The following is a 19,005-nucleotide window of genomic DNA, read 5'->3' as shown; positions in this document are numbered from 1 at the left end:
ACCACTTTCAACATGAGTGAAATCACCTACATTCCGGGCAAAGAGCCTCACCCCTGCGAGCACCGACTCATCTTCAAAAATGTCGACCGCTCCGGTTGGGATACGTCCATTGATTGCTACCTCAAGGATGGCGGTTATGATCAGCTGAAGCAGGCGCTCGGCATGGAACCTCAAGCCATCACCAATGAAGTCAAGACCTCAGGCCTCCGCGGCCGAGGTGGAGCCGGCTTCCCCACCGGTATCAAGTGGGGGTTCATCCCACCCAACAACACCAAGCCAGTCTATCTCATCTGTAACTGTGACGAGTCCGAGCCAGGAACATTCAAGGACCGTTACATTGTCCACCAGGACCCGCACCAACTGATCGAAGGCATGGTTATTTCCGCCTTTGCGGTTGGAGCCCACACCGCCTATATCTACATGCGGGAAGAGTTTCCCGAGGGAGCTCAGATCATGGAACAAGCCATCGCCGAGGCCAAAGCAAAGCATTTTGTCGGAGAAAACATCCTCGGATCAGGCTTCAATCTCGAAATCTACGTTCACCGTGGAGCAGGAGCTTACATTTGTGGTGAGGAAACCGGCTTGATCGAATCGCTGGAAGGCAAACGCCCCTACCCACGAATCAAACCACCCTATTTCCCGGCAGCTCTCGGCCTTTACATGGCCCCGACCATCGTCAACAACGTTGAATCCCTCTGCCATGTCAAACACATCATCCGGATGGGTGGTGAGGAATACGCCAAACTCGGAGTCGCCCGCAACACAGGCACCCGCATCCTCTGTGTCTCCGGCGATGTTCAAAAACCAGGCTACTACGAAGTAGAAGTTGGAAAAATCACCATGGGCGAACTGCTCAATGACGTCTGCGGCGGCCCCAAGGAGGGGCGCAGCTTCAAGGCCGTGATTCCCGGCGGGTCATCAGCCAAGATCATGCGCTGTGACGACAGCTACAGCATCGGCCAGGGGGAAGATAAAAAAGAACTCGGCTTCTTTGATATCCCGATGGATTTCGACACCATCGCCGCTTGTGGCTCCATGGCAGGATCCGGAGGAGTCATCGTCATGGACGACTCCCGTAAAATGTCCTGGGTGCTCAACAACCTGAACCACTTCTACGCCCATGAATCCTGCGGCCAATGCACCCCATGCCGCGAAGGAAACGGCTGGATGAAAAAGATCTCCGACCGCATTGCCAACGGCCAGGCCACCCCGGAAGACATCACCACCCTCGAAGAGGTCGCCTACCAAATCGACGGCAAAACCGTCTGCGCCTTTGGTGAAGCCTCATCCTGGCCAGTCGAAGCCATCATCGACAAGTTCCGCGATGAACTGACGTCGGAAACCTCCGAAGACAACGAATTCATCTCCGCTGAAGCCAAGCAGCAGATGAAATACATCAGCCAATAAATGAGTTCTATAGGACCTATAAGACCCATCACAAAATGAGCTCCACAGAAACATCTCCCCGCCCCAAAGACATCGCCGCTGAAAAGGGCATGGTCAACGTCCAAATTGATGGCCACTGGATCCAGGTGCCTCGCGGCACCCGGATGATCGAGGCATGCAAAATAGCGGAAAAAGAAGTCCCCCACTACTGCTACCATCCCAAATTGTCGTCTCCGGGCAACTGCCGGATGTGTATGGTCCAGATGGGCATGCCCCCAAGGCCCGCCCCGGGAGCCGACCCTGCCTATCAAGACGACGGCTACCAGGAAATTTCATGGATGCCCCGCCCGGTCATCGCCTGCGCCAACACCGTGGCCGAAAATATGGGGATCCGCACCAATACCGATGCGATCAAAAAATCCAGAGAGAACGTCCTTGAGTTTCTCCTGATCAACCACCCGCTCGACTGCCCGATCTGCGATAAAGCTGGCGAATGTCGTCTCCAGGAGTTTTCCGTTGAACATGGACAAGGCGAGTCACGATTCAAAGAGGACAAGGTGAAAAAGCCGAAAAACGTCAAGATCGGCCCACGCATCACCCTCGACGACGAGCGCTGCATCATGTGCTCCCGCTGCATCCGCTTTATGGACGAAGTGGCGCACGAGCCCGTGCTCGGATTCTCTGACCGGGGAACCCACACGACCGTAGGCGTCTATCCAGGCCGCGAACTCAGCAATAACTACGGACTCAACACCGTCGATCTCTGCCCCGTCGGAGCCCTGACCAGTAACGACTTCCGATTCAAGATGCGCACTTGGTTCCTCAAGGAGACTCCTAGCATCGACACCCATTGTGGAACCGGAACCAATATTTCCATCTGGACCCGCGGCAACAAAATCTTCCGTATCACCCCGCGCCAAAACGATGATGTCAACTCATGCTGGATGCCGGACAGCCACCGCCTTTCCTATTCTTGCCCGACCGATGAAACCCGACTCACGGCCCCGCTGATCAAGGCCGATGGCATTCACGAGGAAACCTGCTGGAATCAAAGCATCCGTGGAGCCGCCGACGCCCTCAAGCAATTTGACCCAAGTGAAATTGCCGTCATCGCCTCAGGTCGCCAGACCAACGAAGAGCTCCTGATGATGCGCACTCTCGCCGCGGAATTGGAAACCGAGCAAATCGGCATCGTCAGCCGCTTGCAAGAATCCGACGATATGCTGATTTCTTCCGATCGCAATCCCAACACGACCGGAGCCAAACTCGTCCTTGCGAGTGACGATCCGGGAGCGAGTCTGTGTCACATTCTCGGCAACATCCGCGACGGAAAAACCAAAGCCCTCGTCGTTGCCAGCGAAGATCTACTTGAAGCGGCCAGCTTCACCGAAGACGACCTTCGGGCACTGGAGTTGCTGATTGTCATCGATCACCAAACAAGTGCCACCGCCCAGGCGGCCGACATGGTTCTTCCCGGTGCCGCCCCCGCCGAAAAACGAGGAAGCATGGTCAACGTCACCGGACGCTTACAAAAACTCAACGCAGCCTGTGTCCCTCCCGGAGACGCACGCAGTGATTGGGAAATCATTACCGACCTCATTCTCGCCCTGAGTGGAGATGCCCCGCATGAGGGACCTGGCAGCATCGACGCCGTCTTTGAAACTCTGGCCAACACGGTGGATGAATTCCAAGAAATCAAACTTGCCAGCATCCCCGACCTCGGTCAGGTCATCACTGAAACAGGCGTCACCATCCCCTTGGTCGAACGCGAAAACCAACGCCGCGCCAACGGTGAGATCGTCGGTTAAACGATGCCTGCGGCGCTGACAGGATTACAAGATTTTCAAACAAATGAGATAAAAATTGCATGGAAGACAAAACCACTGAAACCATCATTGGATGCGCTATGAAAGTTCATAGAGCGCTTGGTGCCGGGTTTCTGGAGAGTGTCTACGCTAACGCATTAGCCCATGAATTAGAAAAAACAAAAATCACATACACTCGAGAAGCCAAAATCGATGTTCTCTACGACAACAAAATCATCGGTGAATTCAAGGCAGACTTCAAGATATCCGACCATCTCATCCTTGAACTCAAAGCTATCGAAAACCTGTTACCGATACACGAAACCCAAGTTGTTAACTATCTTAAAGCCACTGATATCGATTTAGGTCTCTTACTCAACTTTGGAGCCCCTAGCCTTCAAATTAAAAGAAAATACAAGACTTACAAAAAGCCCCCTTCTCAAGCTGTCAGATTACATCAACGCTCACCCGATCATCCTGTAAATCCTTAATCCTCTTGAAATCCTGTCTGCGCCGCAGGCATCAATTCCACTACCCATGGATCCTCTTCTTATCCTCATCCTCAGCACAGCAGTGAAGATTGTTGTGTTCACCTTTGTCTGCACCCTGCCGATCATTGCCTATTCCACGTATGCTGAACGCCGGGTTTCCTCGATTATCCAAGACCGGGTCGGCCCCAACCGTGTGGGTATCCCGCTCACCTTATTCGGAGGAAAAAAGGACATCCATCTCGCAGGTCTGCTGCAACCGCTGGCGGACGGATTCAAGGCCTTCCTCAAAGAGGACTTTGTCCCGGCACATGTCCGTAAGTTTTTCTTCTGGATTGCTCCGGCACTCACCGCCGCCCCGGCATTCCTCTGCATCTGCATCATCCCCTTCGGCAGCAGCATCACGCTCTTCGGAGAAGAAATCAAACTTGTCATTGCCGACATCGATGCCGGCCCACTCTTTGTTTTTGCCATCGCTTCACTCAGTGTTTACGGCATCACCTTCGCCGGTTGGGCATCCAACAACAAATACTCCTTCCTCGGAGGTGTCCGCTCGTGCGCCCAGATGATTTCCTATGAAATTGCCCTCGGTCTCTCAGTCATTCCGGTTCTGATGATCTTTGGTCAGCTCAACCTTTCTGATATCGTGCAACAACAGGCCGACAACGGTTGGCTCTTGTTACCCCTCTGGGGTGAAGGCTTGAGTATGGAGCGCTGGCTCCTGCTGATCCCGCTCGGCATCTCTTTTGTGGTCTTCACCACTTCCATCTTTGCCGAAACCAATCGTATGCCTTTTGACCTTCCTGAATGCGAAACCGAACTCGTCGGCGGATACCACACGGAATACTCTTCGATGAAATTCGCTCTGTTTTTCCTCGGTGAATATGCCGCCATGGTTGTTGGTTCTGCAGTGATTGTCACCCTCTTCTTCGGTGGCTGGTCGGCAGGCTTTGGACTGGATGCCATGATCAACGAACTGGCATGGGGAGGACTGATCCACATCCTTATCTTCCTCGCGAAGGTGATTGCCTTTATTATTTTCTTCATCTGGGTGCGTTGGACCGTCCCCCGCTTCCGTTACGACCAATTGATGAAACTAGGCTGGATCGTTTTCTTCGAATTGGCACTGGTTAACATCTTCATCACGGCTGGCATCATCATGCTTTGCAACTAAGATTCAAGACTGCAAGATAGAAGATCCAAGACATCAAAAACTTCCACTCCCCTCCTGATCGCCATCACACATCCAGTTAATCCTGTCTGCGCCGCAGGCATCAAATTTCCATAAAAATGCCAGTTAAAAAACTTACCCGCCCCAAGCTCACGCTGATGGAAAAACTCTATCTGCCTGCAGTTTTCAAGGGATTGGCCATCACCCTGAAACACGCCATCAATTCGATGCGCGGAAAAACTCCGGGAGCTGAAAATTTCAACGGCTCGGGAACCGGCGTAACCATGCAATATCCGGAAACCCGCTGGGATGACCACCTTCCGGAATACTACCGTGGAACCCCGGCACTGGTGACCGATGAACAAGGACGGGAGCGTTGCGTGTCCTGCCAACTCTGCGAATTCATCTGCCCACCCAAAGCCATCGCCATCACTCCGGGAGAAATCGAATCCGATGATCCATGGGCAAAAGTCGAAAAACGACCTCAGGAATTCGATATCGATATGACTCGCTGCATTTACTGCGGCATGTGCGAAGAAGTCTGCCCGGAACAAGCGATCTTCCTCCGCAAAGATTACCTCGTCATCGGGCTCGACCGCAAAGAGATGGTTCACGACAAAGAGAAACTCTACGAAATCGGAGGCGTTCGCGAAGGCCTTGTCAACAAGTGGAATGAGCTCAAGTAAGATAGAAGAACTCAAGATAGAAGATCCAAGCACTCTCCACTGAAACTTCCCGTAAATCTCATAAAATCATGTTAATCCTGTCTGCCCCGCAGGCATTCCACCTTCCACTTCCCATACGATGATCTCACCAATTTTCTATATTTTCGCCGCGATGATGATTGCCGGCGGTCTGATGGTTGTGCTCCTGCGCAACCCGGTATCGAGTGCCTTGGCAATGGTGCTTAGTTTTCTGGGCCTTGCCGGTATTTTCACCGGACTGAACGCGTATCTCGTCGGGATTCTGCAAATCCTGGTTTATGCAGGAGCCATCATGGTTTTGTTTATTTTCATCATCATGCTGCTCGATCTGAAAAAGGAGGAAAAAATCCACCACAATGGCTTGGTTCTTTTTATCGGTATCCTTCTTCCGTCGGTCTTCATGCTTCAACTGGCTGGAGTTCTCATGACCGAGCAAACGTCCCCCACCGCCCCCGAACTCAATTTCACCGAAACGGTCGATGATTACCCCGAAGAAAGTATCATTCACAAAAAACTCAAAACAGAGCGCCTGCCCGATGTGCATCTGATCGGACAAAAACTCTACAAGGACTACAATTTCCCGCTTCAGGTGATTGCCGTTCTCCTCCTCTCTGCGACGGTTGGTTGCGTTACCCTTTCGAAAAAAACATCCAACAAATCCTCTGATTAACCTCGGCACACCCGAGCCGAACCTATCCTCATTATTCATTCATAACGGATAACCCTATGCCCACTCCTACGCTTAACGAATATCTGTTTTTCTCCGGCCTCCTCTTCGCCATCGGCCTTGGCGGAGTCATCATCCGGCGCAACATCATCGTCATCTTTATGTGCCTCGAAATGATGCTTGCTGCTGCTTCGCTCACACTGGTTGCCTTTTCCCGTTTCAATACAGTCAAAGGGCTCCCCGACTACGACGGCCAAATGCTCGTCTTTTTTGTCATCACCGTGGCTGCAGCCGAAGTGGCCCTGGGGCTCGCCATCATCGTCTCCCTCTACCGAGCCAGACAAACGATCAACACCGATCAACTTACAACGCTCAAGGGATAAACAGACTTGGAGTGCGGTGGCTCGACACCGCTTTCCATTGCTACCAATCAACTCTTCATCCACCAATCTCATCCCCCCGCCTAAAACCAAGGCAACAAGACTTCCTCATCCGCACTACTCATGAGTGCGACACTGCCAATAGCGGTGTCAAGCCACCGCACTCCAAAACTCTCTCCATAATAATTCTATCGAAAAATGAATCCAACCTGGTTACTTTTCATCCTCCCTTTGGCTAGCGCCGCGATTATTCAGCTCGGGCTGAAACGCAAGGCCGATGCCTCGGCTTACCTCTCGACGGCATCCGTCATCCTCACCTTTATCTTCTCCCTCAACCTTCTGGGAGGAACCGCTGGTGACACGATCCCCTGGATCACAGTGGGCAACTACACCTTTGATATCGGCTTCCAACTCGACCAACTCTCCACCGGGATGATGATCGTGGTCACTGGCATCGGTATGCTGGTACACATTTTCTCGCTTGGTTATATGAAGGATGATGAAGCCAAAGCCCGCTACTTTTCAGGCCTTTCCATCTTCATGTTTTCGATGACCGGTATCGTTCTGGCATCCAACTTCATCATGATGTTCATCTTCTGGGAGCTGGTTGGCTTGAGTTCTTATCTCTTGATCGGTCATTGGTATCAGAAAGACAGTGCTGCAGATGCCGCTAAAAAAGCCTTTCTCACCAACCGGATTGGCGACTTCGGCTTCATGATCGGTATCCTGATGCTCTGGGGTGTCATGGGAACACTCGTTTTTTCATCGCCTGAGATGGATGGATCTAAACTGACCGCTCTGGGTGACCCGTGCCTCGTCGGCAGCATCATCCTGCTGATCTTCTGCGGAGCGATTGGTAAATCCGCCCAGCTTCCGCTCCACGTCTGGTTGCCGGACGCGATGGAAGGCCCTACTCCGGTATCCGCCTTGATCCACGCAGCCACCATGGTGGCTGCCGGTGTCTACATGATGGCCCGACTCTTCCTCTCCATCACCCCCGAGGGCATGGCCCTCACGGATATCGTCCCTGTCTGGAGTGCCAACACCATCGCCTGGGTGGGAGGCCTCACCGCTCTGCTCGCCGCCTTAATGGCCACCCAGCAAAACGACATCAAAAAGATCCTGGCTTACTCCACCCTGTCGCAGCTCGGCTACATGGTCATGGCTGTCGGCTTGCTGGCACCTGAATCCGGAATGTTCCACCTCTTCACCCACGCTTGGTTCAAGGCGCTTCTCTTCCTTGGATCCGGAGCCGTGATCTACGCCTGCCATCACGAACAAGACATCTGGAAAATGGGAGGTCTGTGGAAAAAAATGCCCATCACCGGCATGACTTTCCTCATCGGAACCGCAGCTCTGACCGCCGTGCCCTTCACTTCCGGATTCTACTCCAAGGAAGGCATTCTCCACGCTGCTGTAGTGGCCGATAAAATGATTTTCTTCTTGATCGCCGTTGGCGTCGCAGCCCTGACTACCTTCTACATGCTCCGACTCTTCTTCATCGCCTTCCTCGGAAAGCCTCGAGCCCACGGAGCGGAAGAAGCCAAAGAAGCTCCGCTGATCATGACCTTACCTCTCATGCTGCTCGGACTGATGGCTCTGGTTTCCCCCTTCATCGTCAAGATTTTCCCGGTCGCTCCTGAATGGAACATGCCTCTGCACTACCTTCCAAGCGTCGGCATCGAGCTCATCTGCTCATTGATCGCCCTCATCCTCGGTGCGGGTGCCGCCTATGTCCTCTATTTCGGCAAGGACAAGGACCCCATCCACATTCCGCTATTCGAGAATAAATTCTATCTGGACGAAATCTACTCGACCGTGGTCAAGGTGGCTCAGGACTGCGTTGCCATGATCATTCACTTCATCGATGAGTTTGTGATCGACGGCCTGATTGTCGGCGGCCTCTCACGCTGTGCTGCGGGAACTGGCAATTTCTTCCGTCGTTACATTCAGGACGGAAGTCTGAGCCACTATGCGGCTCTCATGGCTGTAGGTGTTCTACTCGTCATTTACTTCACTGTTTTTGCCTAAAGAGATACAAGACAAGAAGATTCAAGAATCATCAACTCACGCCAACACCTCAAACAAAACCCTGTAAATCGTCCAAAGACAATCTTGTTCATCCAGTCTGCGCCGCAGGCCTCAATAGAAAACAACCATGCTCTTTACTCTCATTCTTCTACCACTGCTCGCAGCCATCGCCATTCTTTGCGGTGCTCCAGCCCGCAAGACCGCCTTGGCGGCGGCCCTCGGCAACATCGTGCTGGCATCCTTCCCCCTGATGAATGCGTCCAGTCCAAACTGGAACACCGGATTCCAGGTTCTTGCAGATCCTGAAATCAACCTCAGCCTCGGATTTCACAGCAGTGGAGCTTCGGCCGTGATGCTGCTTCTCAGCGTGTTGATCACCCTGGCCGCCGTGTATTCCGGCAAATGCCCGGAAGGTCGTGAAAAACTTTGGTTTTCAAGCACCCTGTTCATCGCTGCCGGATGCATCGGAGCCTTCCTCTCCACCGACGTCTTTTTCTTCTATGCCTTCCACGAACTCGCACTGATCCCCACCTTTCTGATGATCGGCATCCTCGGTCGGGGAGAGCGTAAACAAGTTGCCTGGAAAATCACCATCTACCTCGCGTTTGGATCGATTGTTTTACTCGCCGGTCTCCTGCTGGCCACCTACCACGCCGGTAGCTTCGCCATGGCCGACCTCGCTAACGCCAAAGTTCCACTCGAGGCCCAGAAGACCATCGCCCTACTTCTTATTATTGGCTTTGGCACGCTGATCTCCCTCTTCCCTCTGCACTCATGGGCTGCTCCGGCATACGCCAGTGCCCCGGCTCCAGTCTCCATGCTGCATGCCGGAGTGCTTAAAAAATTCGGTCTCTACGGACTGCTGGTCGTGGGCATGAATGTCGCCCCCGATGGCATGGCCCACTGGTTGCCACTGCTCTGCTCACTACTGCTGGGCAACATCATCTGGGTAGGCTTGGTTACCATCAACCAGAAACGACTCGACCTGATGTTCGGTAATTCCTCGGTGATGCACATGGGCTATATCTTCCTCGCCATCGCAGCACTGGCTGCCGATCCTAGCAACCAGATCGCCGAACCCGCGGCTGTGCTGCTGATGTTTGCCCACGGTATCTCCATCGCTCTCCTGTTCTCATTGAGTTCCGTGGTCGAAGAAAAAACCGGGACCCTCGAAATCAATCAACTTGGAGGACTTGCCAAAAAGGCTCCGGCACTGGCATTCATCTTCGGTCTCGCCGGGATGGCATCCATCGGACTGCCAGGCCTGGCCAACTTTGCAGGCGAAATCATGGTCTTCCTCGCCGGCTTTGCCAGCTGGAAGGCAGGAGAACCTCTGGGGCTGGTCCAGATAACCACCATCATCGCCCTCTGGGGGGTGGTCATCTCCGCCGTCTATGTTCTACGAGCCTACCGCGACTGCTTCCAAGGCCCACTGGTCAAATCCACCGAAGATGCCAGTGACCTCAGCCTCTGCGGTAAAATCCCATCCTACATGCTGGGCGCCGTGCTACTCATCGTGGGCATTTACCCGCAAATCATCCTTCAATTCCTTCCTCAACAATAAGTCCAGCCAGGCCTTATCCGATTCTGTATTTTCCAATCACTCTTTCCCACCATGCAAGCTCACTACCTCGAATTCCTCACCGTTGCATTTGGTGTCTTCCTACTGATGTTCGAAGCCTTCACCGATGGCAAGAAATCGCGTATCGCTTTGATCGCCGCAGCAGGGTTGACGGTCATTCTCCTACTCCAATGCACCGCCCCCTTACATGCCGAGGTTCCTTCGTGGATGTCTCGTTTTTACGCCTATGATGCTCTCGCCAGATTCTACAAACTGATCGCACTGGTCAGCACCATTCTGGTCCTGCTGATGGCATTCGACTTCCGCAAGATTCTTGCCCGTTTCACCTGTGGCGACCGCAGTGAAGAGAGTATGGGGGAATTTTTCTGCCTCCCTGTCTTTGCCTGTGCCGGCTTGATGTGGATGGCCTCAGCCAAAGATCTGGTCTCCATCTTTGTCGCTCTGGAATTGGTCACGATTACCTTCTACGTGCTGGTTGCCTACATGCGCCGCAACGTTGGCTCACTTGAAGCCGGGGTCAAATATCTAATCCTCGGCGGGCTGTCCACCGGCTTCCTTGTCTACGGTATCGCCTGGGTCTACGGGTCACTGGGAACCACCGACCTTGCACTCATTCCTACAGCTCTCGCATCCCAGGACCTCAACCTCAGTTTCCTGCTCTTCGGTCTCGCTCTGATGATCATAGCCCTCGGATTCAAAATCGGTGCCGTGCCGATGCAGCTCTGGATTCCGGACGTATATCAAGGTGCCCCCACTCCGATCACCGCCTATCTCTCGGTAGCCTCCAAAGCGGCTGGATTCATTGTGATGTGGAAAATTCTCAACCCTTTCCTCGAAGCCGATGCCCCTACCCAGGCTCAGGTATTCCTGATTCTGTCGATCATGGCGGGAGCCACCTTGCTTTACGGAAACCTCGGAGCCATCAAACAATCCAACTTCAAGCGCTTGCTCGGATACTCCTCCATCGCACACGCAGGCTTCCTCACCATCGGCATCGCTTGCTACGATATCACCGCGGTTTCTTTCTATCTGGCAACCTATCTGGTCATGACCTTTTCCGCCTTCTTCATCCTTGCCTTGGTTCGCAACCAGGAGGACAGCGATGCCATCGAAGCCTTTGACGGGCTCGGTCAACGCAACCCACTCCTCGCAGCAGCAACCACGATCACCATGGCCGCCATGGCCGGCATTCCGCTGACCGCCGGTTTCTGGGGGAAATTTTTCATCTTCAAAGCCGCCCTGACAGCGCAACCTCAAGCTGTCTCCTGGTGTGTGATCACCATTGCCTTCATCTGCGTGGCTGCCGGATTCTACTACTACCTCAAGGTGGTTAAAGCCATGTATTGGAATGCGGCACGCAATGAAAAAGCGCTGACCATTCCGAGTATCACCAAGGCGGTTCTCATCACGCTGACGGCCGCCATCGTGATAATCGGCATCTTCCCCCAGCCGATTATCTGCCTACTCGGACAGTAAGACCATTTGTCCATTCCCTCCGGCTCAAAGGATCTCAACGCGTTCACCTGGCTGTACACGATCAAAAAGATCGATCACATCCTCGTTGGACATACGGATGCATCCACAGCTTGCGGGAATCCCGAGACGATCCTCATGGTTCGTTCCGTGAATATAAATATAGCGGCTTTTGGTATTCGCATTGTCGGCATCCAATCCATGCAGCCACAATATCCGGGACAAAACCAGATCGCCTCCGTCTGACGATCCATCCCAGAGCCCAACCGCTTCACGTGCTCGAAAAATCGTACCTTCTGGTTCTTCGGCTCCAATCATTTCGCTGATTTCAAAGCGTCCCATCGGTGTGCAGTAACTCCCTTCTTCGAAGCCCGTTCCATTGGCAGCGCTCGAGATCACATACTCCCGCACGAGCTGGCTCCCAGAGAACAATCTCAGACGCTGGTCACGGATGGAGACACGGATCGGCATATCACTCGATGAATGAACAATCACAAAGAAGGAGAACGCATGGCAATCACCGAATTATGACCGCCCATGCCAACGGCAATTTTCATCACCGTCGCACCTTGTGAGTCGAGAGGTCGGGAGCTCAGGTCATACGGCTCACCTGGAGGGGTCAAGCCCGGTAAATTCGGAGGCAGCGCCTGCTTTCGAAGATAATGAGCCATGATCGCGGCATCCAGCACACCACTGGCTCCAACGGTATGCCCCGTGTAGGGTTTCAAAGGATGTAAGGAAATCTGCTGATCCCGTGGTAACGATTCACGCAATGCTGCGAGTTCGGCAATACCATGTAACAAGGTTCCACTGGCATGTGGGCAAACCGCAGCTATCGGAGGCTCGCCCTCAAGCTCTTGCACAGCCCGCTTTACGCAATCGCGAACGCCCGCGCCATCATTGGGCATACCGATCGGAGAATCAGCATCAGAATTACACCAGAACCCGGTCATGAGAGGCACAGACTTCGCCACACTTTGTTCATCTGTTGCTGAATCCACGTGCCCACCCGGGTAAGACGACTCGGCGGCTCGGCGACGCTCCGCCAGTGCCGTCACCGATTCCAACACCACGGCCGCCCCCGCTTCTCCGGGGAAAAATCCACCAGCCTGTGGCGAATACGGGTCATTCACCGGGCTCGTGGCAAGCACTCCGGTCTTGGCGTAGGTATGCAATACTTCCGGAATCAATGGAAGCTCCACCCCTAGAACAATCGCACGCTTAACCACTCCGGTTCGGATCATCATCCAAGCCATACCCATGGCATCCAGACTCGCGGCACAGCCACTGGCAATCACCTGCCAAGGACCGCGAATCCCAAGCTCAATACTCACAGCCGATGCCAATTCACCGTGCATTGAGTTACTTGCAGCCATCAACTTGAATGGTCTGCGCCCGGGCCACGGGCCAACCCAACCACCGACATTTCCCCGGCTACTGCCCACCATCACAGCGGCGTCCACCAGGTCTTCCGATGTCAGGCCAGCATCCGCAATCGCCTGTCGGGCCACATGCAACGAAAGCGTGGACCCCGGTGCCCATTTTCGGGACACCAATAGCCCCCGGTCCTCAATCCATCCGGCATGCAAACCGTCAAAAGCTTCATAACGGGCGTCGGCACCAGGCATTGCGGATAGCGGCCGCAGAGCATTCTCTCCGGCCTCCATCCTCTGCGCATGGACAGACAGGTTTTCACCCAGCCCACTGACGGCAGCGATTCCCGTGATGGCAACGTGCATGATTGGTTGCGATGAATGAGTTATTCAGCGCAGCATGGAGCAGGTGACAACTCCTTGTCACACTCGACTTCAGGGGCCTCCATGTCCGGGTTGGGCTGAAGCGGGTTGATTTCCAGTTTGTTGATCAGAGAAATGTCCTTCTTGATCGCCGAGTTCTCGGAGGTCAGTAGCTTCTCACCGTAGAAAATCGAGTTGGCGCCGGCGAAGAAACACATCGATTGTCCCTCCTCAGACATCTGGCTGCGGCCTGCGGACAAGCGCACCTTGGCTTTCGGGCACGCAATCCGGGCAATGGCCACCATCTTGATGACTTCGAAAATATCCACCGAATGCGCTTCCGCAAGTGGAGTGCCCGGCATGGGCATCAGTGAGTTGATGGGCACACTCTCTGGCTGGGGGTTGAATTCGGAAATCACCTCGATCATTTTCAGGCGGTCTTCTACCGTTTCGCCAAGACCAAGGATACCACCACAACAAACGCTCATTCCGGCATCCTGGGCGTGGCGAATCGTCTGCAGACGGTCGTCGTAGGTATGCGAGGTCACGATGTTCGGGTAATGCTCGCGTGAGGTATCGAGGTTATGGTTATAAGCGGTCACCCCGGCCTCCTTGAGCTGCTTTGCCTCATCTGGTCCGAGTTCACCAAGAGTCACGCAGACTTCCATACCGAGATCAGCGACTGAACTGACGATATCGAGAACCGCATCAAAGGTTTTGGTATTTTTACGCACCCCCTTCCAGGCTGCGCCCATACAGAATCGGGTCGCCCCACTCGAGCGTGCTGCGAGCGCACGCTCCATGACGGCTTCTTTTTCCATCAATGGCTCACGTTCAATGTTGGAGCTGTGACGGGACGACTGCGAACAATAGGAACAATCCTCGGAGCAACCACCGGTCTTGATGGAAAGCAAGGTGCAGAGTTGGATTTCTTTTTTCGGCCAGTTGGCAACGTGACATTCACGGGCCTTCTGAAGCAGGTCAAAAAACGGGAGTTTGTAGAGTTCGTTGAGTTCTTCGAATTTCATATCGTTATGCGTAGGAAATGTAGTTGATAATGGGAAATGGAATGGCGTGCCGCTGAGGCAGGCATCAATGGGAAGTAGGATACAATCGGAGAGGTGCGTGAGATCCGGTCAGATCACCCCGGTCTCGTGTCTGTTTTAGGCTTAGTGTGTTAACGAACCCAGCTGCCGTTGACCGTGGGCATACGCCCTTGTCCGACCGCTTCGTAGTTTGTTTTTCCACGCACTCCGATCAGGGTTTTACCTGTCTGGCGTTTCCAAACGGCACTCATGCTTTCTCCGGTGTGACACCCCCAACTTTGACACTGGGCATGTCTGGCAAAAATGCTACTCCGAATCTTTCCGAGTTCGTTCTGGTGGATCCATGCTTTACTCACCCCCATGATGTAGGAGCTGTAGTCGAGCAGGAAACAGAACTTATTCGAATGCCCGAAAAAATCAAATGTGACCACCGATTTTGATGGATGGTTGTTGATCGCACTGATGGCAGCACTCCCGCTGCTCACCCAGCGCAAGGTGACATTGCGCTTTGTCGCTTGTTCTGTAATCCACTTGGTATACGGCTTGCCGTCTTCCGCACCGCGGGCAACATAACCGGGGCGGTATACAATCCAGGTAATCTTGGCCTCTTTGCCGTAGGCTCGACGAATTTCCACCATCCTCAGGGTGGACGCCCGAATGAAATTAGCCCACCAGCGGTCGTGCTGGTCTCGCTCAACCCGTAAGTTTTCCCACTTCCGCAGAGCAGGCCCCCCACAGAGGATGACGTGGTGCTCAGCCGCATTTGCCAGGCCAAGCAGACCCAGCATCAATAAAATGAGTAGTCGTACACGCATGAGGCATAGATTCTCAACACTTGCACGAGGGTGTCGAGTGTAAACTCGCTGACAAACAATCAATTTCTGCCCTTATTTTGCTCACTCCGCTCGTTCCTGAGACTCGTCCAGCCCACCAGCTTTCAGCTTCTTCCACGCCCAGACGGCTTCCAAAATCATCCACAGTTCGAGAACCAACGAAAGCAAGCCAATCCCGACCAGTAACCAGCGCTGCTGCCCGATCCAACTCTCGGTTCCTCCCACTGCCTGGACAAATATCTGATGGGCCATCGCCCAGGCCGGCAATACCAACATCAAAAATGCGGGAACGATAAGAAACCACAGCGGCATACGCTGACGTTTCATCCAGAATAAGATCACGAGAAAGGCAAGCCCCCCCAATAGCTGGTTGGTCGCCCCGAAAAGTGGCCACAGTATCAAGCCGCCGGTTCCCGCCGGTTTTCCGGGAGCCCCGGGAAGAGAAGCCATCCACCACGCCACCGCGATGGCAAAAATCGTCGCGCCATGTTTGTTGGCCAAACATGACAAAGGTCGACGGAATCCAACACCCGGCCGACGCACTCCGTCTGCCGGCATCAGGCATGTTGCCAACTCCTGCACCACATACCGCTGCAGACGACATGCCGTATCCAGTGTGGTTGCGGCAAAGGATGCCACAAACACCCCCATGAGAGCGGTTGAAAATTCTGCGGACAAGCCAAGCGCCTTGAGGAAATTGGCGGAACCATCGACAAAGGCTCCGACTTTGGCCGCGAGGTTCATGCTCCCCCATCCTTGGTAGCGGGCGTCCCAGGCTTCAGTCCCAAGCAAGGTCTCCCCGCCAGCACCTGATATCCCTAATCCCAGACCGGCAACACAGGCCAAAATGACCAACACCGCGAGAAACCCCTCGGTCAACATGGAACCATAACCGACAAACCGGGCATCCGTCTCACAACGAAGCTGCTTCGATGACGTCCCGGATGAAACAAGGCAGTGGAAACCCGAAATCGCCCCGCAAGCAATCGTGATAAACAAAAACGGAAAAATCGCCGGCACCTGCTTGAGCTCCAATGACGACTCCACGGCCGGAGCCACCATTTTCAACTCCGGTCGAATGCCATCAACGACAGCACCTCCAAACACCCCGGCAACCACCAAGCCCATCACAACCAAGGCCAACGTGGCCAAAAGCTGTAAGGCATTGATATAGTCCCTGGGCTGAAGCAGCACCCAGACAGGCAATACCGAGGCCACATACGAATACACCAACAATACCGACACCCACCACATCACCCCCTGGGCTTTCAACCAGGTATTCATTTCGCCAAGCCAGCCTACATTACCGTAGACAACCGATAGATACATCAAAGCCAAGGCCAGAAGCGAAGCCCACATGATGTTTCCGCCTTTGCGGTGAATCAACAGCCCGATCGCCACAGCCAGCGGAATCTGCAATAAACACGGAGCGATCGATTGCGGATACGTTTCGAAGACCGAGGCAATCACCAAACCAAAAATAGCCAGAACAATCGTCAAAGCCAAAAACAGGATGAGTAGAAACAACACTCGAACTCTGGGAGAAATCACCCGCCCGGCAATGTCCCCAACCGTGTGCCCCCGGTTCCGCATCGAAACCACCAAAGCGCCCAAGTCATGCACCGCACCAATGAACACCGAGCCAAACAAAACCCAGAGCAGCGCTGGAAGCCATCCCCACATCACAGCCAATGCCGGCCCGACAATCGGTCCGGTTCCCGCAATTGAGGTAAAATGATGCCCAAACACCACCCCTTTGCTGGTGGGAACGTAATCCTTCCCATCCTCCATAGCCACCGAGGGAACCTCAGCACTTGTACTCAAACGAAAAATCTTGTGCCCCAACCACCGCCCATAGGTATGGTACGCCACCAAATAAAAAACCATTGCTCCAAGCGCGATCGCCAGTGTTGTCATACCCGGAAACCCTGACACAAGAACACCTGCAATAGCAATCACAAGATTACGCTTGGACTATTTATCCATCACGATAGAGAGGGGCATGCACCTGCCTGTTTTGCTCATCAGCCTTCATGGTCACCAGAGCCTGCTTTCGATCGGATTATTCGTTCAGGCCATAAACGGAGGACTGGCCATGCAACCCATCGAAATGGAACACCGCGAACCTCAAGAAATGGTTGAAATCCATGCAGGCCAAGAGGAAAAAGAGGAAAACAAAGGAATCGCCCCTCTCGTCATCAGTATCGATGATAAGGGCGTCATTTATTTGGGGACAGGCGCCGAGAAAGAAACGCTTGATGCCGATACGGCAAACCAAAAGCTCCCGCTCCTTAAAGCAAAACTTGAAGCCTACTCTGCGGCTGTCAAAGCAGCCGAGGGAAAACCAAAAGTCCAATTAAGCGCCTCCGCCGAGGTCAAACAACAACGCGTTGTTGATGTCCTTAACCTACTAGCTGAACACCATATTTCGGCCGTCACCTTCATTCAGCCCGAAGCCCCCTAATCCCCAGACCATTTGATCTCCGGCAAATCAAGTCTAAGATATCCCTCCCTACTCACGTATCATCATTCCATGCACGGTAAAAACTTCGACATCCGCATCAGCAGCACCCACCGGATCCGCTTCACCCGCGACGCGTTCCAACGGGAAAACCGCATGCTGATCGACCTCCTGGATACCAATGGCCGGGCAAAGGTCATTGCCTTCATCGACCGTGGAGTGGCTGAAACCTTTCCAGGGCTTGAACAACAGGTCAATACCTACATGGAATGCATGCCGGGCTTCGACTCCCGCGGATGCATCATTCAAACCGGAGGAGAACCCTGCAAACGCAACCAGCAAACACTGCAAGAAGCCTGGGACGCTATCGAAAAAGCAGGTATCGACCGCCACTCATACATCCTCTGCATCGGCGGTGGAGCTTATCTGGATGTGATCGGACTCGCAGCAGCCACCGCTCACAGGGGGATTCGATTGGTCCGCTTCCCCACCACCACACTGGCTCAGGACGACAGCGGCGTAGGGGTCAAGAACGGCATCAACGCCTACGGCAAAAAAAACTTCCTTGGCACCTTCGCCGTGCCCTACGCCGTGGTCAACGATTTCAGTTTTATCCACGGTCAGCCTGCCCTGGAACGCAAAGCCGGCATCGTTGAGGCGGTTAAAGTGGCGCTGGTCAAGGATGCTTCATTTTTCCAGTGGATAGAAAACAACGCGCATCAACTCAGCAAGCTTCACCCTCACACCTTGGAGGAAGCGGTCGAACGTTCCGCCCTGCTGCATGCCTCCCACATTGCCTACGGTGGAGACCCCTTCGAAACAGGAAACAGCCGCCCACTCGACTTCGGTCATTGGGCTGCGCACAAAATGGAGCAACTCACAAACTTCAAACTCAGCCATGCGGATGCTGTCAGCGTGGGTGTGGCTCTGGACACCATTTACTCGTGGAAATGTGGTAAACTCAGCGAATCAGCCGCCATGCGCGTCCTCCACGTTCTTCAAGAACTGAAACTGCCCATTTGGCACGACGCCTTGGATTTACAAAGCGATCAGGCAACGCCTCCTCAGCGAGCCATTTACACCGGCCTGGAAGAGTTCCGCGAGCATCTGGGAGGAGAACTCACCGTGCTTTTACTTAAAGAGATTGGCCAGGGGGAAGACGTTCACAACATGGACACCGAACTCCTCGACGAATGCATCGAGTGGTTGGCAACGCATCACACCCTGCAAGCCAGAGCGTAA

Annotated in this window: 17 protein-coding genes; 12 read left to right on the top strand and 5 right to left on the bottom strand. The window is 53.7% G+C overall.

Features of this window, described 5'->3' with window-relative positions:
• Window positions 1–12: 12 nt before the first annotated feature.
• The 10 genes from nuoF (at window position 13) to HW115_RS00435 (ending at window position 11,690) form a co-directional block, all read left to right on the top strand.
• Window positions 13–1,407: an NADH-quinone oxidoreductase subunit NuoF gene (gene nuoF / locus HW115_RS00480; RefSeq protein WP_178930617.1), complete on the top strand. Its 1,395-nt coding sequence runs from the start codon at window positions 13–15 to the stop codon at window positions 1,405–1,407.
• Window positions 1,408–1,442: 35 nt separating this feature from the next.
• Complete coding sequence (locus HW115_RS00475) at window positions 1,443–3,194, top strand: NADH-quinone oxidoreductase subunit G (RefSeq protein ID WP_178930616.1); 1,752 nt, start codon at window positions 1,443–1,445, stop codon at window positions 3,192–3,194.
• A 59-nt stretch (window positions 3,195–3,253) separates the two neighbouring features.
• Window positions 3,254–3,682: a GxxExxY protein gene (locus tag HW115_RS00470; RefSeq protein ID WP_178930615.1), complete on the top strand. Its 429-nt coding sequence runs from the start codon at window positions 3,254–3,256 to the stop codon at window positions 3,680–3,682.
• Window positions 3,683–3,728: 46 nt separating this feature from the next.
• Window positions 3,729–4,853 (top strand): complex I subunit 1/NuoH family protein, encoded by a 1,125-nt coding sequence (locus HW115_RS00465; protein ID WP_178930614.1) that lies wholly within the window; start codon window positions 3,729–3,731, stop codon window positions 4,851–4,853.
• 116 nt (window positions 4,854–4,969) lie between these two features.
• A complete protein-coding gene (locus tag HW115_RS00460; protein ID WP_178930613.1) occupies window positions 4,970–5,536 on the top strand; it encodes a 4Fe-4S binding protein in 567 nt (188 codons plus the stop codon).
• A 118-nt stretch (window positions 5,537–5,654) separates the two neighbouring features.
• Window positions 5,655–6,224 carry an NADH-quinone oxidoreductase subunit J family protein gene (locus HW115_RS00455; protein WP_178930612.1) on the top strand — a complete coding sequence of 190 codons (570 nt, stop codon included), beginning with the start codon at window positions 5,655–5,657 and terminating at the stop codon, window positions 6,222–6,224.
• A gap of 56 nt (window positions 6,225–6,280) precedes the next feature.
• On the top strand, window positions 6,281–6,604 hold the full coding sequence (gene nuoK / locus HW115_RS00450) for an NADH-quinone oxidoreductase subunit NuoK (protein ID WP_178930611.1): 324 nt from the start codon (window positions 6,281–6,283) through the stop codon (window positions 6,602–6,604).
• 195 nt (window positions 6,605–6,799) lie between these two features.
• The gene (gene nuoL / locus HW115_RS00445; RefSeq protein ID WP_178930610.1) at window positions 6,800–8,632 is read left to right on the top strand and encodes an NADH-quinone oxidoreductase subunit L; all 1,833 of its coding nucleotides are present in this window, start codon (window positions 6,800–6,802) and stop codon (window positions 8,630–8,632) included.
• A gap of 127 nt (window positions 8,633–8,759) precedes the next feature.
• Window positions 8,760–10,196, top strand: coding sequence for a complex I subunit 4 family protein (locus tag HW115_RS00440; protein WP_178930609.1), 1,437 nt, complete (start codon window positions 8,760–8,762; stop codon window positions 10,194–10,196).
• Between the two features lie 51 nt (window positions 10,197–10,247).
• Window positions 10,248–11,690, top strand: coding sequence for an NADH-quinone oxidoreductase subunit N (locus HW115_RS00435; RefSeq protein WP_178930608.1), 1,443 nt, complete (start codon window positions 10,248–10,250; stop codon window positions 11,688–11,690).
• A gap of 24 nt (window positions 11,691–11,714) precedes the next feature.
• On the opposite strand, the gene HW115_RS00430 is transcribed toward HW115_RS00435, so the two are convergent.
• The 5 genes from HW115_RS00430 to HW115_RS00410 form a co-directional block, all read right to left on the bottom strand.
• Window positions 11,715–12,158, bottom strand: coding sequence for a L,D-transpeptidase (locus HW115_RS00430; protein ID WP_178930607.1), 444 nt, complete (start codon window positions 12,156–12,158; stop codon window positions 11,715–11,717).
• Between the two features lie 20 nt (window positions 12,159–12,178).
• Complete coding sequence (locus HW115_RS00425) at window positions 12,179–13,426, bottom strand: beta-ketoacyl synthase N-terminal-like domain-containing protein (RefSeq protein WP_178930606.1); 1,248 nt, start codon at window positions 13,424–13,426, stop codon at window positions 12,179–12,181.
• 20 nt (window positions 13,427–13,446) lie between these two features.
• Window positions 13,447–14,451, bottom strand: a complete 1,005-nt coding sequence (gene bioB, locus HW115_RS00420) for a biotin synthase BioB (RefSeq protein WP_178930605.1) — start codon at window positions 14,449–14,451, stop codon at window positions 13,447–13,449.
• A gap of 149 nt (window positions 14,452–14,600) precedes the next feature.
• The gene (locus HW115_RS00415; protein WP_178930604.1) at window positions 14,601–15,284 is read right to left on the bottom strand and encodes a hypothetical protein; all 684 of its coding nucleotides are present in this window, start codon (window positions 15,282–15,284) and stop codon (window positions 14,601–14,603) included.
• Window positions 15,285–15,365: 81 nt separating this feature from the next.
• Window positions 15,366–17,219 carry a carbon starvation CstA family protein gene (locus tag HW115_RS00410; RefSeq protein ID WP_178931414.1) on the bottom strand — a complete coding sequence of 618 codons (1,854 nt, stop codon included), beginning with the start codon at window positions 17,217–17,219 and terminating at the stop codon, window positions 15,366–15,368.
• Between the two features lie 178 nt (window positions 17,220–17,397).
• On the opposite strand from HW115_RS00410, the gene HW115_RS00405 reads away from it, so the two are divergent.
• Window positions 17,398–17,766 carry an ExbD/TolR family protein gene (locus tag HW115_RS00405; RefSeq protein WP_178930603.1) on the top strand — a complete coding sequence of 123 codons (369 nt, stop codon included), beginning with the start codon at window positions 17,398–17,400 and terminating at the stop codon, window positions 17,764–17,766.
• Window positions 17,767–17,835: 69 nt separating this feature from the next.
• Window positions 17,836–19,005 carry a 3-dehydroquinate synthase gene (locus HW115_RS00400; RefSeq protein ID WP_178930602.1) on the top strand — a complete coding sequence of 390 codons (1,170 nt, stop codon included), beginning with the start codon at window positions 17,836–17,838 and terminating at the stop codon, window positions 19,003–19,005.

Source organism: Oceaniferula marina, from assembly GCF_013391475.1.
GTDB classification, from domain to species: domain Bacteria; phylum Verrucomicrobiota; class Verrucomicrobiia; order Verrucomicrobiales; family Akkermansiaceae; genus Oceaniferula; species Oceaniferula marina.
Note: the sequence above shows the minus strand (reverse complement) of the source record. Positions and strands in the feature narration are given on the sequence as shown.